This is a genomic window from Streptomyces sp. NPDC048370 (assembly GCF_043200825.1).
Classification (GTDB): Bacteria; Actinomycetota; Actinomycetes; order Streptomycetales; family Streptomycetaceae; genus Streptomyces.
Genome location: NZ_JBICYI010000007.1, coordinates 287,656 through 302,948 on the forward strand (window position 1 = coordinate 287,656; position 15,293 = coordinate 302,948).

General features: G+C 73.5%; 14 protein-coding genes. 2 read left to right on the forward strand and 12 right to left on the reverse strand.

The annotated features are described in order from the left end of the window. The first annotated feature begins 4 nt into the window (after positions 1 to 4). Positions 5 to 1,978: a GAF domain-containing protein gene (locus ACGFYP_RS18365; RefSeq protein ID WP_393494086.1), complete on the forward strand. Its 1,974-nt coding sequence runs from the start codon at positions 5 to 7 to the stop codon at positions 1,976 to 1,978. Here the strand turns inward: ACGFYP_RS18365 and ACGFYP_RS18370 are convergent. The 12 genes from ACGFYP_RS18370 to ACGFYP_RS18425 form a co-directional block, all read right to left on the reverse strand. Beyond that, entirely contained in the window at positions 1,939 to 3,171 is a 1,233-nt protein-coding gene (locus ACGFYP_RS18370) for an IS701 family transposase (RefSeq protein ID WP_393494089.1), read from the reverse strand. The genes ACGFYP_RS18365 and ACGFYP_RS18370 overlap by 40 nt on opposite strands. 216 nt (positions 3,172 to 3,387) lie before the next feature. Beyond that, positions 3,388 to 4,572: a 3-hydroxybenzoate 6-monooxygenase gene (locus ACGFYP_RS18375; RefSeq protein WP_393494092.1), complete on the reverse strand. Its 1,185-nt coding sequence runs from the start codon at positions 4,570 to 4,572 to the stop codon at positions 3,388 to 3,390. Between the two features lie 8 nt (positions 4,573 to 4,580). Next, entirely contained in the window at positions 4,581 to 5,885 is a 1,305-nt protein-coding gene (gene aroA / locus ACGFYP_RS18380) for a 3-phosphoshikimate 1-carboxyvinyltransferase (protein WP_393494095.1), read from the reverse strand. Positions 5,886 to 6,002: 117 nt separating this feature from the next. Next, positions 6,003 to 6,335, reverse strand: a complete 333-nt coding sequence (locus ACGFYP_RS18385; RefSeq protein ID WP_393494098.1) for a hypothetical protein — start codon at positions 6,333 to 6,335, stop codon at positions 6,003 to 6,005. After that, complete coding sequence (locus tag ACGFYP_RS18390; protein ID WP_393494101.1) at positions 6,323 to 8,215, reverse strand: anthranilate synthase family protein; 1,893 nt, start codon at positions 8,213 to 8,215, stop codon at positions 6,323 to 6,325. The genes ACGFYP_RS18385 and ACGFYP_RS18390 overlap by 13 nt, the downstream gene beginning before the upstream one ends. Before the next feature lie 29 nt (positions 8,216 to 8,244). Continuing rightward, a complete protein-coding gene (locus tag ACGFYP_RS18395) occupies positions 8,245 to 8,901 on the reverse strand; it encodes an isochorismatase family protein (RefSeq protein ID WP_361968947.1) in 657 nt (218 codons plus the stop codon). A 22-nt stretch (positions 8,902 to 8,923) separates the two neighbouring features. Next, complete coding sequence (locus ACGFYP_RS18400; RefSeq protein WP_393494105.1) at positions 8,924 to 9,694, reverse strand: 2,3-dihydro-2,3-dihydroxybenzoate dehydrogenase; 771 nt, start codon at positions 9,692 to 9,694, stop codon at positions 8,924 to 8,926. A gap of 65 nt (positions 9,695 to 9,759) precedes the next feature. Next, complete coding sequence (locus ACGFYP_RS18405; protein WP_393494108.1) at positions 9,760 to 10,932, reverse strand: 3-deoxy-7-phosphoheptulonate synthase; 1,173 nt, start codon at positions 10,930 to 10,932, stop codon at positions 9,760 to 9,762. 266 nt (positions 10,933 to 11,198) lie between these two features. Further along, positions 11,199 to 11,501: a helix-turn-helix transcriptional regulator gene (locus tag ACGFYP_RS18410; RefSeq protein ID WP_361968953.1), complete on the reverse strand. Its 303-nt coding sequence runs from the start codon at positions 11,499 to 11,501 to the stop codon at positions 11,199 to 11,201. 100 nt (positions 11,502 to 11,601) lie between these two features. Continuing rightward, positions 11,602 to 12,180, reverse strand: coding sequence for a TetR/AcrR family transcriptional regulator (locus tag ACGFYP_RS18415; protein WP_393494112.1), 579 nt, complete (start codon positions 12,178 to 12,180; stop codon positions 11,602 to 11,604). Positions 12,181 to 12,239: 59 nt separating this feature from the next. Beyond that, positions 12,240 to 12,680, reverse strand: a complete 441-nt coding sequence (locus tag ACGFYP_RS18420) for a RidA family protein (RefSeq protein WP_393494115.1) — start codon at positions 12,678 to 12,680, stop codon at positions 12,240 to 12,242. Next, positions 12,677 to 13,666, reverse strand: a complete 990-nt coding sequence (locus ACGFYP_RS18425) for an alpha/beta hydrolase (RefSeq protein WP_393494118.1) — start codon at positions 13,664 to 13,666, stop codon at positions 12,677 to 12,679. The genes ACGFYP_RS18420 and ACGFYP_RS18425 overlap by 4 nt, the downstream gene beginning before the upstream one ends. Before the next feature lie 145 nt (positions 13,667 to 13,811). Between ACGFYP_RS18425 and ACGFYP_RS18430 the strand changes: the two genes are divergently transcribed. Further along, a complete protein-coding gene (locus ACGFYP_RS18430; protein WP_393494121.1) occupies positions 13,812 to 15,287 on the forward strand; it encodes a helix-turn-helix domain-containing protein in 1,476 nt (491 codons plus the stop codon). The last annotated feature ends 6 nt before the right edge of the window (positions 15,288 to 15,293 follow it).

A 15,293-nucleotide genomic window follows, 5' to 3' on the forward strand; every position in this document is an offset into this window, starting at 1 on the left:
CACCATGACGGATCCACAGATCCATGACACCGGCCTGATGGCCGTCCTCGAACTCCTCGCCGAGCAGGCCCCGGCGGGCCGGTTCGACGCGCTGCTGCAGGGGGCCCGGCGCGACGGCACCCCCGGCCAGGACCTGGTCCGCCTGGAGCGGGCCGTGCACCTGGCCCGGGGTGTGCAGGCCTGGCAGGGGCAGCGCCGGCAGCGCGAGGACGGCCTCGCCGACCTGGTCGACACCGCACGGGACCTGACGTCGCCCCATGACGTCGAGTCCCTGCTCCACGTGGCCACCAGCCGGGTCAAGCGGCTGCTCAACTTCGACATGACGTCCATCGCCGTCCTGGACCCGGAGGGCAACCTCCGGGTGGCCGTCTCCAACGGCTCGACGACCGCGCTCGTCACCGGCCACTCCATCCCCGCCGGGTACGGCATGGGCCACCAGAGCCTCATCGCCAGGGCGCCGCTGTGGACCGCCGACTACCTCGACGACGACACGGTGGAGCACGACCCGAGCGCCGACGACGTCGTCAGGGCCGAAGGCCTGCAGGCGCTGATGGCCGTGCCGATGTGCAACGGCGAGCAGGCCATCGGCGTGCTGTACGGCGCCAACCGCTCCGTACGCCACTTCAGCCCCGACGAGATCGGCCTCGTCTCCTCGCTGGCCGCGCTCGCGGCCGTCGCCGTCGAGCGGGCCGGCCGCTTCGAACAGACCACGGGCGAGGTCGGCCGGCTCGAACGGGACGGCTTCCGTACGCGGACGAGCCTGGTCCGGCTGCAGCAGCTCAACGAGGCGCACAGCCACACGCTCGGCCTGGTCCTCGCCGGGGCCGACCTGACCACCGTCGCGAAGGCCGCGGGCGACGCGCTCGACTCGGCGCTGCAACTGCGCGACCCGGCGGGCCGGCCGCTCGCCGCAAGCGGCGACCTCGGCGACCTGGACGAGCCGGCCGTCGCCGAGGCGGCCCTGGACGCCCACGCCCATCTGCGCCCCGTCGTCACCGCCCGGGGCACATGGGTCGCCCCGGTCACCGCGGGCGCGGAGGACCTGGGGGTCCTGGTGCTCCGCCCGTCGACGGCGCTCGTCGGCGAGGACGAGGGGCTGCTGCAGCTGACCGCGCAGACCTTCGCGATCCAACTCCTCCTCAGACGCAGCACGGCCGTCGCCGAAGGACCCGTGCGCGACGACCTGTTCGACGAACTCCTCGCCGCCCACGCCCGCAGCGGGCACCAGACGCACTACCTCGTGCAGCGGGCGCGCGGCCTCGGGATCGACCTGGAGGCGCCGCACGTCCTGCTCGTCGCCCATCCCGAGGGCGGCGAACAGGGCCGCGCCGTGGTGTGGGCCTCCTCCTACGCGCACCGGATGACCGGGCTCAAGACGGTCCACAGCGGCCACATCGTGCTGCTCCTGCCGGGCACGGACGCCTCCGCCGCGGCCCGTGCCGTCGCCGACCAACTCTCCCCGCTGCTCGGCCACCCGGTCTCCGTGGGCGCGGCAGGACCGGGCCGGGGCGCGGCCGACATCGGCCGGATGCACCGGGAGGCGATGCGCTGCCTGGACGCGCTGACCGCCCTCGACGGCGCGGGCAGCACGGCCTCGGCGAAGGACCTCGGCTTCCTCGGCCTGCTGCTCTCCGACGACCACGACGTCGAGGGCTACATCAGATCCGCCATCGGCCCGGTCCTCGACTACGACCGCGACCGGCTCACCGACCTCATCGGCACCCTGGAGTCGTACTTCGCCTCCGGCGGCAGCCAGGCCCACGCCGCCGACGTGCTGAAGGTCCACCCCAACACCGTGTCGCGCCGCCTCGACCGGGTCACCGACCTGCTCGGCGACGCCTGGCAGCAGCCGGGCAGGACCCTGGAGGTGCAGCTCGCCCTGAGGCTCCACCGCTCCCGCGAGGTCCTGCGCCGACAGCGCCGGTCGGGTACGGCACCTCAGGCCGATGCGAGCTCCGTGGACCGGCCGGTGTCGTAGCCGACGCGGGACAGCACCACGGCCGCGTGGGCGGCGGAGGCCAGGGTCATGTGGCGGTGCCAGCCCGGGAAGGAACGGCCCACGTAGTCCCGCAGCCCGCTCTCCTCGCCGACGCGCGCGAAGTCCGCCTCCACCCGGCGGGTGAGCTTGGTCAGGCGCAGCAGCGGACCGGGGGCCGGCTGCGTCATGCCGGTGAGCCACAGCGCGGACGGCGGACGCGAAGGGTCGCTCCACTCACCGAGCAGATGGAGACCGCGCGAGGCGGCGGAGCGGTCCGACAGCATCACCGGCACCATCGCGGCGAGCGACATCCGGGGGGCGAGCCCGGCGGCCGCGTCCTGCCACGGCACCGGCCGCCGGACGCCCTTGACCAGCTGGAGGATCTGCTGCGCGGGCAGCGGACCGCTCCGGAAGCCCGGCATCGCGCGGTCCGCGACCGACAGCCGCTGGGAGCCGCTGATCCGGACGAGGAACGGGACACGGGCGGCGGCCAGCGGGGCCACGGCCGACGGGGCGTCGCCGCCCCGCAGATCGATCAGGACCGGCCTGCGCGGCCCCCAGTGCCGGGTGGCCTCCAGGGCGACCGCGACGGCGCACTCCTCCGGGGTCTCGGCCCCCGCCTCCGGGGGCACACCCGCCCGGTCGCGCAGCGCGTGGTCGTGGACCCACTGGTCGGGCAGGACGAGTCGCCAGTCGACGGGCGCGCTCATCTCCTGCGAGGCGAGCCACACGCCGGCGGACTGCTGACCCCGGAACGACTGCCGCAGGTGCGGGGCGAACCCCCGGTCGACGCCGACCGAGTGGTCACCGGTCTTCGGCACCGACATCTGCCGTACGACCCAGGCCTGGGGGGCCGACTTCCGCTCCAGATGGGCGGCGAGCGCCGCCCGCAGGGGGCGCCAGCTCCACGTGGAGTCGGCGATGAAGTGATGCAGCGTCTGTTCGGTGGCGGGCGCGCCCAGATGGGCGGCGATGTTCCGTGCGGTCTTGCGTCCTTCGGTGGTGAGGAGCCCGCGTAGGTACTGCTCTCCACGCTGCCGCTGGTCCTTGCGGGGGAACGAGGAGAAAAGGGTCGCGCAGAGTTCGGTGACGGTGTCGTCGGACACGGCGGGTCCGGCGGGGCGCCGCGTGCCCTGACGCGGCACCGTCAGCGGTCGGACCGAGTCCCGCTGTCTGCTGACTGCTGTGTTCACGACACTCCAACCATGGGGGGTGGCCTGCTTCGATGCACCTCCACGATGTCTCCGCGGGGGTGTCGCGGACGAGGTGTCCACGACACCCACCTGCTGTCGCTCGTGGTTCCTGGACCACTGGTGTTCCGGGTGTCCGGTACGAGACGGGTCGCCGCGCCCCGCACCCCGCGGGCGGGGTGTGGCCGGACCACCACGGGAGGCAGGACCGGTGCGCGGTCACACACCGGTGAAGTCGCGGTCCCCGTGCAGCCAGGACACCTGGTCGTACAGCTCCTCCTGGGAGAAGGCGGAGAGCATCCGGTTGCGCTCCACGGCGAGTTCGCCCGCCGGGTGGTAGAGCTCGGAGCCCATCAGCCGGGCGACCTCCTGCGTGCGGCCGGTCCGCTCGCGCCGCGCCGCGTTGAACTTCTCCAGGCGCTGCACCACGGCCCCGCCGTCGACGTCGGCGAGCAGCTCCGCGAGGACGACCGCGTCCTCCAGGGCCTGGCAGGCGCCCTGCGCCGCGTACTGCAGCATCGGGTGCGCCGCGTCGCCGATCAGACCGACCCGGCCGTCGGTCCAGCCGTCGACCGGGTCACGGTCGCAGAGCACCCATTCGCGCCATTCGTCGCCGAGTTCGAGCAGCCGCCGGGCGGTCGCGCCGATCCCCGGGAACTGCTCAAGGACGTACTCCCGCGCCGTGGGCCTGCCCGTCACCGGGACGGTCGCGCCGTTGTCGCGGGTGACCGCGAGGTTGAGGTACTCGCCCCCGCCGATCATGTAGTGGACGAAGTGCCACTTGGGGCCCGCCCACAGGGTGACGGTGTTCCAGCGCAGCTCCTCGGGCACCTTCTCGATCGGGATCACCGAGCGGTAGATGGTGTGGCCGGAGACGCGCGGTTCGCCGTCGCCGAGCATCTGCGCGCGCACCGTGGAACGGATGCCGTCCGCGCCGATCAGCGCGGCGCCGGTGAAGCTCCGGCCGTCGGTGGTGTGGACGGTGACGCCGCTCGCGTCCTGCTCGTAACGCTCCACCGAGGCGTCCGGGACGAGCGTCACGCCCTCAAGCTCTTGGCATGCGGCGAGCAGCGGCTGGTACAGGTCGCCCCGGTGCACGACGGCGTACGGATTGCCGAACCGCTGCCGGTACGCGCCGGTCAGCGCCATCGCGGCGACCTTCTCGCCCGTGGTGCCGTCCATGAAACGGAGTTCGTCGATGAAGACGGCCCGGGCGCGTACCCCTTCGCCGACGCCGAGCCGGTCGAGGGCGTGGAAGGCGTTGGGGCCGAGCTGGATGCCCGCGCCGATCTCGGCGAAGGTCTCGGCGCGTTCGAGGACGGTGGTCCGGTGTCCGCGCCGCGCCAGCGACAGCGCCGTGGCGAGCCCGCCGATGCCACCGCCGGCGATGAGTATGTGAGCCATGTCGTTCCTCAGTTCCCTTCAACAGCAGGGAGGTTCGTCGCCGTCGGTACGGCGTGTCGGGGGAAGAGCCGGTGCAGCTCCTCGTGGAAGCCGGGGAAGGTCTTGGCGACGCAGCCGGGGTCGTCGAGGGTGATTCCCTCGGCGCGCAAGCCCAGGACGGAGAAGGCCATCGCGATGCGGTGGTCGCGGTGGCAGACGATCCGGGCCGGCGCGGGCGTGCCGGGGTGGACGGTGATCCGGTCCGGTCCTGTCTCCGCCCGGATGCCGAGGGCGCGCAGATTGCCCTCGACGGCGGCGACCCGGTCGGACTCCTTCAGCCGGGCGTGCGCGATGCCGGTGATGGTGATCGGGGCGTCGGCCAGGGGCGCGATCGCGGCGAGCGTCATGAAGGTGTCCGAGATCTCGCCCATGTCCACGGAGAACCCGCCCCTGAGGACGCCCGTACCGGTGACGGTGGTCGCCTCCTCGGTGGTCTCCACCCGTGCGCCGGTGCGGGCGAGGACCTCGGTGAAGCGCAGGTCGCCCTGGAGGCTGCCGAGGCCGAGACCGGGCACCCGCACGCTCGTCCCGGTGACGGCCGCGGCCGCGAAGACGTACGAGGCGGTGGAGGCGTCGGGCTCGATGCTCAGGTCGGTGCCCCGGTAGCCGGTCGGCTCGACGGTGAACGCGCCGGGCTCGGCCTCGTCGACCCGGGCGCCGAAGTGCCGCATCAGGGCGAGGGTCATGTCGATGTACGGCCGGCTGACGAGGTCCGGCACGCGCAGCGCGAGCGGCGCGCTCATCAGCGGGCCCGCCATCAGCAGCCCGGTCAGGAACTGGCTGCTGAGCGAGCCGTCCACGGTCAGCGCCCCGCCGTCGAGCCCCCGCGCGCGGACCCGCAGCGGCAGCCGTCCGCCCGGCGCCGTGGTGACGTCGGTGCCGAGCCGGCGCAGGGCGTCGGCGAGGGGGGCCACCGGGCGGGCGGTGAGCTGGTCGGAGCCCTCGAAGCCGAAGTCGCCGTGCCCGGTCGCGGCGAACGGCGGCAGGAAGCGGGCCGCCGTCCCGGCGTCCGCGCACCAGACGGTCCCGGTGCCGGCCGGGCCGCGGCCGAGGCCGGTCACCGTCCAGACGCCGTCGTCCTCGGCGACGTCGACCCGGACCCCGAGGCCGCGCAGCGCCTCGCGGAAGGCCGTGGTGTCGTCGCTGACCAGCGGGGCGGCGAGGGCGCTCGTGGAGTCCGCCGCGGCCGCGAGCAGCAGGGCCCGGTTGGTGAGCGACTTCGAGCCGGGTATCCGGGCCCGCAGGGCGGGAGTCGCCGGTACGGCGAGGGTCATGGCTGTCCTTTGCGAGTACGGCCGCCGCGCGCGCGGCGGTCCGGGGGAGCGCCGCACACGGAAGCGTCCAGACGGCCGTCCCCGCCCGGTGCGGCCACGGAACGGGAGACCGCCCGGTCAGCCGTCGACGGTCTCCAGGGCCACGCCGCGGCCCGCGAGCGCGGCGACCGCGAAGACGCCCTCGACCGTCGCCTCCACGTCGAAGGCGTGCCGCTCGGTGGGCGGGTAGCCGATGAGTTCGGCCGCCCGCTGCGGAATGGCCGCCTCGACCGACTCCCAGAGCAGGACGGCCCCCCACCGGTTCGTCGCCGCGTCGGAGATCCAGAACTTCAGCCGTAGCCCGGGGACCTGGGAGAAGCGGTCCACCGCCTCGTCGCGCAGGAAGCCCCGCAGCGACTCGACGGTCTGCGCCGACCCGGTCAGGTCCCACCAGACGATCACCGCACGCACGAGCCGGCCACCTCCGCGAGCAGCCCCCCGATGATCCGGGGCCCGTCCACCGTCAGTACGGACTCGGCGTGGAACTGCATGGAGACGAAGGCGGCCGCCCGCAGCCCGTGCACCTCGCCCGTCGCGGGGTCCCTGCTGACCTCGACCCGGCCGTGCAGCGGGTGCTCGAACGCGTCGCCGTCGGAGTGCGCGGCGAACGTGTTGTAGAAGCCCACCCGCTCGCGCCGGCCGAAGAGGTCGATCTCGTGCTGTGCGCCCTGGTTGGGCACAGGCCGGCGCACCAGGTCGAGCCCGACGAGAGTGCTGAGCACCTGGTGGCTCAGGCAGACCGCCATGAACGGCCTGCGCTCCTCAAGAAGTTGGGACACCGCCGCCCGCAGGTGCGCGATCTTGGGGTCGCCCGTCTCCCGCGGATCACCGGGACCGGGGCCCATCACGACCAGGTCGTGCTCGTCGAAGCTGTAGCGCTCGTCGAAGCGCCGCACGCTCACCTCGCCGCCGAGCGAGCGGATCTGCTGGGCGATCATCTCCGTGAACGTGTCCTCGGCGTCGATCACCAGGACCCGGTTGCCGCTGAGCGGACCTGTCGCGCCCACGCGCGTCTCCTGGTCCCTGAGCCAGAAGTCGGCGATCCGCTCGTTGCGTTCGTCGAGCGCCTCTCGGACCGCCGGGTGCGCCCCGAACCGGATCGGTTCCGGGTCGCCGAGCGCGGCGAGCAGCCCGGCCGCCTTGGCACGGGTCTCGTGCACCTCGGACTGCGGATCGGAGTGGCGTACGAGCGTGGCGCCGACGCCGATCCGCATCAGGCCCTCGCGGTCGATGTCGGCGGTACGGATCAGGATCGACGAGTCCAAGGTGCGGCCACCGGCGGCGTCGCGGCCGATCAGCGCGGCCACCCCGCTGTAGTAGCCGCGGCCCTGGGGCTCGTAACGGCTGATCACCCGGGCCGCGCTCTCCAGCGGCGAGCCGGTCACCGTCGGCGCGAACAGCGTCTCGCGCAGGATGTCCCGCACATCGCGGTCGGTACGGCCCTCGATGAAGTACTCGGTGTGCGCGAGGCGGGCCATCTCCTTGAGGTAGGGCCCCACGACCCGGCCGCCCTCGGGGCAGATCCGGGCCATCATCTTCAGCTCCTCGTCGACGACCATGTACAGCTCGTCGGCCTCCTTCGGGTCGGCGAGGAAGTCCATGACGCCGTCCAGGTCGGGGCCGCCCGCCGGATAGCGGTACGTCCCCGAGATCGGGTTCATCACCGCCGTACCGTCGTGGACGCTGATGTGCCGCTCCGGCGTCGCGCCCACGAACGTCCGCTCGCCGGTGTGCACGAGGAACGTCCAGTACGCCCCCGCCTCCCGCTGCACCAGGCGCCGGAAGAACGACAGCGCCGTGGGCAGGCCGAAGCCGGGCAGCTGGGCGACGAAGGAGCGCCGCATCACGAAGTTGGCGCCCTCGCCGGTGCCGATCTCGTCCGCGACGACCCGCCGCACGATCTCCGCGTAGGCCTCGTCGTCCACGTCGAAGTGACCGTCGGCCAGCTTCACCGGCTCGTCCGGCAGCAGCGGGAGCGTCGCGCGCAGCGGGACCGCCGCCTGCTCGCGGACCGTCATCGCGAGCAGCGGCGCGCCGTCGTCGGGGGCGGCGAAGCCCCGCTCGGCCAGCTGACGGTAGGGGATCAGGGTGAGGATCTCCGAACGCGCGCCCGGCCCGTCCTGCGCGGGCAGGTCCAGGTCCGCGAGGGACGGGATCTCCGCCACGTCGCCGACCAGCAGTTCCAGGGTGTCCGGGTCCACCGTCTCGGGCCGGTGCATCAGTGCGAACGCGCCGGCCGAGCCGTCGAGGATGCGTGCCAGGAGGTCGTGCGCGCTGTCCTGCCTTGCCATGGGGGATTCCTTTCGGCGGTGGGGCGCGCTCAGCGCGCCGCGCCGCCCGCGTCGAGTTCGCTCAGCACGGTCTTGGCGGACACGACGCGGGCCGCGCGCTGTGCCGCGTAGTCGAGGGCGAGCCGGTGGTACGAGGCGGAGAAGTCGGCGACGGCGTCGGCCACCACGAAGGTCTCGATGTCGTTGGTGAAGGCCTCCACCGCGGTCATCAACACGCCCACGTGCGCGTACACACCGCAGACGATCAGCTGGTCGCGCCGGTGGGCCCGCATCCGCTCCAGCAGGTCGGACTTGAAGAAGGCGCTGTACCGCCACTTCGTGAACGTCCAGTCGTCCGGCCCGGGTTCGAGCGGCGCGACCACCTTGCGGTGCTCGGGGGTCGGCTTCATGCCGGGGCCCCAGAAGTCCTTCAGGAGCCCGCGCTGCTCGGGCGTCATCCCGCCGGGCTGCGCCGTGTACGCGATGGGGATCCCGAGCTCGACGCACCGCTCGCGCAGCAGCGCCGCGTTGCCCACCAGGGCGTCGCCGGGCTCCTGGCCGCGCGGGAACGGCTTGAGGAAGAACTCCTGCATGTCGTGGAGGAGCAGGACGGCCCGGCGGGGATCCACCTGCCAGCTGACGGTGTTCTCCGGCAGCTCGCCCTCGGTGGGCATGGGATACGGCTCGATCGGGGGGATACCGGGCATGGGCCGGTCGTTCCTCTCTTCGCTAGACACCGAGCGTGGCACCGCCGTCCACGGTCAGTTCGTGCAGGGTGACGTGGCCGGCGTCGTCGGACAGCAGGAAGGCGACGGCCCGCGCGACGTCCTCGGGCCGGGCGACCTTGCCCAGCGGAATGCCGACCCGGTACGACTCGGGGGAGCCGGCCACCGATGCCTTGGCCGCCGTGTCGGCGGTGTGCATGCCGCGCAGCATCGGGGTGTCGGTGGAGCCGGGCGCGACCACGTTGCAGCGGATGTTGTGCTCCGCCACCTCCAGGCCCAGGCACTTGGTGAACGCGGTCGCGGCCGCCTTGGACGCCGCGTACGCCGCCATCTGCGCGCGGGCCGTGCCCGCCGCGTTCGACGCGACCGTGACGATCGCACCGCGCCGGCGCGGGATCATGCGGTTGACGACGGCGCGGGACACGTGGAACACACCGCCCGCGTTGACGGCGAACGTGGTCGTCCAGTCCTCGTCGCTCAGGGCGTGCGCCCCGGCCAGGCGGAGCACACCGGCCGCGTTCACCAGCTGCTCCACCGGGCCGAGTTCGCGCTCGACCCGGGCGACGGCGGCCTCGACGTCCTCGCTCGACGTGACGTCGGCCGGGAAGCCGGTCACGTCCAGACCGTCGGCGCGCAGCCGCGCCACCGCGTCCGCGAGCCGGTCCGGCGCCAGGTCGACGGCGGCGACGCGCGCGCCGCGTTCGGCGAGCAGCCGTACGACGGCCTCGCCGATGCCACCGGCCGCGCCCGTCACCAGGGCGACTGTTCCTGCCACGTGCGTTACCTCCGTGTTCACACCTGTCGGGTCCGTCCGCGGGTCCGTCCGCGCGGGGGGCGGGTTCATCCGCGCCATGCCGCGACGGCCGCGACGGCCTGCTGCGGGTTGAGGCGCGGGTCGCAGAAGCTCAGGTACTTGTCACCGAGGCTGCCGAGACCGTCGGCGTCGGCGACGCACTCGGTGACGCTCTCCGGGGTGGTCTCCAGGTGCAGGCCCGCGGCCACGCCGCCGCCCGCGCCGACCGCGTCCTGGAACGCCTCGATCTCCTTCACCACGGTCGTCAGGAGACGGGTCTTGAGCCCGCCGGGGCCGCTGACGGTGTTGCCGTGCATCGGGTCCGACAGCCACAGCACCGGGTGGCCGGCGCGGTCGACGGCCTCGACGAGCGCCGGCAGCTTCGTGGCGGCGTTCTCGGCGCCCATCCGGGCGATCAGGGTGAGCCGGCCGGGACGGCGCTGGGCGTCCAACCGGTCGCACAGGGCGAGGAGTTCGTCGGGGGTCATGGACGGGCCGACCTTGACCGAGACCGGGTTGGAGACCGCGGCGAGCAGGGCGATGTGGGCACCGTCCAACTGCCGGGTGCGCTCGCCCACCCAGGGCCAGTGCGTCGAGGTGAGCAGCAGCGAACCGTCGGGCTCGCGGCGCAGCATGGGCAGCTCGTAGTCGAGCAGCAGGGCCTCGTGGCTGGTCCACACCGGCACGTCCAGCTCCGGGCGGACGGCCGTGCCGCGCCAGCCCAGGTAGTGCATGGTGTCGCTGGCTGCGCGGTAGCCGGTGAGCAGGTGCGCCGGGTCGGCCTCGCGCTGCTCGGGGTCGGGCTCGGGGCGGTTGACCATGTGGCCGCGGTAGACGGGCAGTTCGGTGCCGCCGACCGTCTCGGTGGGCTTGGAGCGCGGCTTGGCGTACTGGCCGGCGATACGGCCCACCCGCAGGACGGGCCTGCCGGAGGCGAGCTTCATCGTCCCGGCCAGGACGTCGAGGAGCGCGGTCTTGCGGTGGACGTCACCGGGGTTGGCCTCGGCGGGGTCCTCGGCGCAGTCGCCGGTCTGGATCACCTGGACGTGGCCCGCGGCGGCCTCCGCGAGGAGGGAACGCAGCCGGCGCACGGCGTCGGCGTCCACGAGGGCCGGCATCCGGCCGAGGTCCGTGCGGACCTCGGCCAGACGCGGGTGGCCTTCCCAGTCGGGCTGCTGGAGTGCGGGTAGGGAGCGGAGGTGGGACAGGATGTCGGTCATCGGTTTCCCTCGGCGGGCGTGCCGGATGGAGTGGAATCCGGCTGATGGCGGGCGTGGAGGCGGGCGGATGGCACGGACGCGTGCGCGTCGACGTGCTGTCCCGCCCGGCGTCTTCCGTCCTGCGGCGGCGGCTCGGCTGGCAGCATCGGCATGCCGGAGCGTCGACGAGTGTGAGCGGCGCGGGCCTCTGGAAGGCGCGCCGATTCGTACGAAATCCACTATCACCAGGCCCCCCGCCGGGCCGCAACGACGGCCCGCCGAGTCCGTCAAGTGGCGCGGATACGGGATGGGCCGGCGCTCTCCACGGGCGGCTCGATCAGGCTCGCGTGGTCGTGGAAGACCGTCAGACGGGCGAGCGCGACGCGGCTGGAGATGCCCAGTTTGATGAAGATGTGGCGCAGGTGACTGTCCACCGTGTGCGGTGAGACGACCAGGTGGGTGGCCACGGCGCGGTTGGTCAGTCCCTCGGACACCAGGCGGGCCACCCGCAGTTCGGCCGGGGTCAGGCTCGCCCAGCCGAGGAGCTGTCCGGACGGATGTTTCCGGTACGAAGCGTTGGCTGTATTCACGCGGCAGACCCTGACGGGACGCCCAGAGGGGTCGCAACGGCGCCCGGTCCACTCTGTCATGTCGTCCGTCAGGTTCCCCGAGCCCCGGGGGCGGCCCCCGTCAGAGCGCGGAGAGTGCGCTTTCGACGACGCTGAGCAGGGCGTTCCGGTCCTTCTGGACCCGGGCGAGAACGCGCAATCCGTAGTAGGTGCTGAGCACTTGGCGGGCGAGCGTCCCGGTGTCCCGATCGGCCCGGATCTCCCCGGAGAGCTGCCCCCGCGCGATGGTCGCCGCCAGCGCCTCCTCCACGGTGGAGAAGTGCCGGAGGACCTCCTCCCGTACCGCGTCGTCCGAGCCGGCCTTCTCGACCGACGCGTTGATCGCGAAGCACCCGGAGCCTTCCTGGTCCGCGAGATCGTCGTCGATCGCGTGGACCATCAGCTCCCGGAGCCGGTCCTTGGCCGGCCCCGGCTTCTCCAGAAGTGCGGTCTGCTCGGCCGTGTGCGTCTCGTAGTAGCGACGCAGGGCCCGCAGGTACAGCTCGCGCTTGTCGCCGAAGGCGTTGTACAGGCTCGACTGGCCCATGCCCGTCGACTCGGCCAGGTCCCGGGTCGAGGTGGCCTCGTACCCCTGCCGCCAGAACGTGTTCATGGCAGCGCTGAGCGCGTGCGTCTCGTCGAACTTCCTGGGCCTGGCCATACCCGTATTCTAGAGGTTTTGGAGCGATCGCACTGAAATTCGGCGGAGGCCCGTACGAATCACGCCGTCACCGCGATCGCCTCGATCTCGATCAGCCACTCCGGGTCGGCGAGCGAGGAGACCTCGACGAAGGACTCGGCGAAGGTGTGCGGGACGAAGTGCTCGGCCCTGACCCGCGCGAACGCCTCCTGGTGCCGGGCGATGTCGGTGACGAAGACGGTCGCCTTCACCACCCGGTCGAGGCCCGAGCCCGCGTTCTTCAGGACGAGGGCGAGATTGGCCAGAGCCTGCCGGGCCTGGGCCTCGAAGTCGTCTGCGCCGACCGTGGCGCCGTGCTCGTCGATCGGCGCCTGACCGGACGTGAGGACGAGGTTCCCGACGCGGATGCCGAGCGCGATGCCGGCGGGCGCGTACCAGTCGGGATCCGCGGTGACACGGACGGGCCGGGGCGCGCCGGCGGGGGTGCCGGGTGCGTCGGGTGCGTCGGGTGCGTCGGTCATGAGGGCTCCGCCGCCGGCTCGCCCAGCGCCTCGTGCACGGCGAGGACCAGCTCGTCGATCGAACGCTGTCCGCTCTCCGTGCCGAACGAGTCGAAGATGTGGAACGCCCCGGCCCACTGGTGGAGCGTGACCGGCACGCCCGCCTCCAGGAGGCGCTGGCCGTAGCGCAGGCCCTCGTCGCGCAGCGGGTCGTACTCGGCGGTGACGATGTGCGTCGCCGGGAGTCCGCTCAGGTCGTCGGCGCGGTTGGGCGCCGCGTACGGCGAGGTCTCCCGCTGCTCGTGGCCCTCGCCGAGGTAGTGGCGCCACATCGACACGGACTGCGGCGTCGACCAGACGGGGGTGTCGTGGAAGCTCCGCGCGGACGGGGTGTCCATCCGGTCGTCGGTCACGGGGAAGGTCAGCACCTGGAGCGCGAGCTCCGGCCCCCGGCGGTCGCGCGCCATCAGGGCGACGGAGGCGGAGAGCGCGCCGCCCGCGCTGCAGCCCGCGACGCCCAGACGCGCCGGGTCGACCCCGAGCTCGTCGGCGTGCGCGGCGAGCCACTCCAGGGCCGCGTAACAGTCCTCGGCGCCCGCGGGGAAGGGGTTCTCGGGCGCCAGCCGGTACTCGACGCTGACCACGACGACGTTCGCGCGGGAGGAGAACCAGACGCACTGGTTGTGCTCGGTCTCCAGGCTGCCCATCACGAAGCCGCCGCCGTGGATCCACAGCAGACCGCCGTGCGGGCCTTCGGTACGGGGTGTGTACACGCGCACGGCGACGTCAGGGGCGCCCGCCGGGCCGGGTATGAGCCGCTCGGTGACGGTGATGGCGCTGGTGTCGGCAGGCTCCCACTGGGCTTCGAGGTCCTTGAGGGTGCGGCGGGCGACACTCGGTTCCGCGACGTCGAGGTACGGGATCTGGTCGACGAGCGGTGCCAGATCGGGGCGGAGCCGCATCCGGGTCGGCTCGGGCGTGGCGGATCGGTGGGTGGCGTCACTCATGCGGTCATCGTCCCGTGCGGGCGGGGTCGTCCGCCGCCGCCGCCCGTCGCATGTTGGCGCCCCGGAGGCACCGATTGGTGCGTCGACCTGACGGAGTGTCGTGGCCGTCGGGATGGCGACGGGGCCCCCGAACTAGCCTGCGCGGATGTACGGACTGACGTCGAGCCCCGCGCACCCGTCCTCCGAGGCGGAGACGGCGCCGGCTCTCCTCGCCCGTCTCGACGCGCTCTTCGGGAGCGTCGGGGACGCCGACGAACTGGTCCGCGCCGCCGCGCGGGTCGCGGGCTGCACCGCCGGCATGTCGGACCACGGCCGGGCGCTGCGGCGATGTCCGGCCGGAGGCCTGCCCGAGGCCGCCGGGGAGGTGGTGCCGTCGACCCGACGGCTGATCACCGTCGACGGCCGCGCGGCGGGGGAGGTCTGGGTCGAACGCCCGGGTGAGCCACAGCCCTTCGACGCCCTGCTCACCGAACGCATGGCGCTCGCCGCCGCGTCGCTGGTGGCCGCGGGAAGGGGAGTGGCGGCCGGGGGCGCGGGTGCGGGTGTGGGCGGGGGCTTGGGCGCAGGCGGGGCCGGGGGCGGGGCGCGCGCAGCGCGGCGCTCCGGCGGCCCGGTCGCCGGACGGGGCGAACGTCCGCCGTCGGGTCGACCCGCTTCTTCGGACCGACTCGCTTCTTCGGACAGGCTCGCCCCCTCGGACAGGCTCGCCCCCTCGGACCGGCTCGCCTCTTCGGACCGACTCGCCCCCTCGGACAGGCTCGCTTCCTCGGGCCGGTTCTCCTCTCCGGATCGACTCGACTCCGCAGACCGACTCGACCCCTCGGGCCGACTCGCCTCCACCGACCAGCTCTCCTCCGCGGACCAGCGGGTCTGGTGGCCGGCAGGGCTCGGGGATCCGGCGCTCGTCCAGGCGGTCCTGTCCCCGTCCATGCCCGAGACGCAGCGGTCGCGCGCCCTGCACCTGCTCGGTCTTCCCCCGGCCGGTCCGATGCGGGCGGCCGCCGTCATCGTGGCCGAACCGGGGGCCCTCCAGGGAGCGTTGCGCGCCTGCGCGACCGCGTTGTACGCGCCGCCTTCGACGCGTACGGGCGGCACGGCACCGCACGGCGCGCTCTGGCCCAGGGTCGGCGCGCTCCTCCTGCCAGGGCCCGGCACCACCACCGCCAAGCTCGGGCCGGGCGTGGCCGTCGGCATCGGCCCCGCCGTCGCACCGGAGCGGCTCCCGGAGTCCTGGGCGCAGGCCCGGCGCGCGGCCAGGTTCGCGGGCCTGGGGCCCACCTGGCCCCGGCTCGTGGACGCCGCCGAGCTGGGCGCGCAGATCCTCCTCGTCGACATCCCCGAGGACGCCGCGCTCGCGCACCCGGACGTGGCCGCGGTCGCCCGTCTGGAGGCGGAGCCGGACGGCCCGCAGATGCTGGCGACCCTGGAGGCCGTCTGCCGTACCCGGTCGCTGCGCGAGGCGGCCAAACTACTCTCCCTGCACCACAGTTCGGTCGCCCACCGGGTCGCCCGCGCCGAGCGCGCCCTCGCGATGTCGCTGAGCGACCCGTCGGAGCGGCAGCGGGCCCACACCGCCGTACTCCTGTGGCGGCTGAACGCTCCCGACAACTGGCGTAACTGAGCCGGG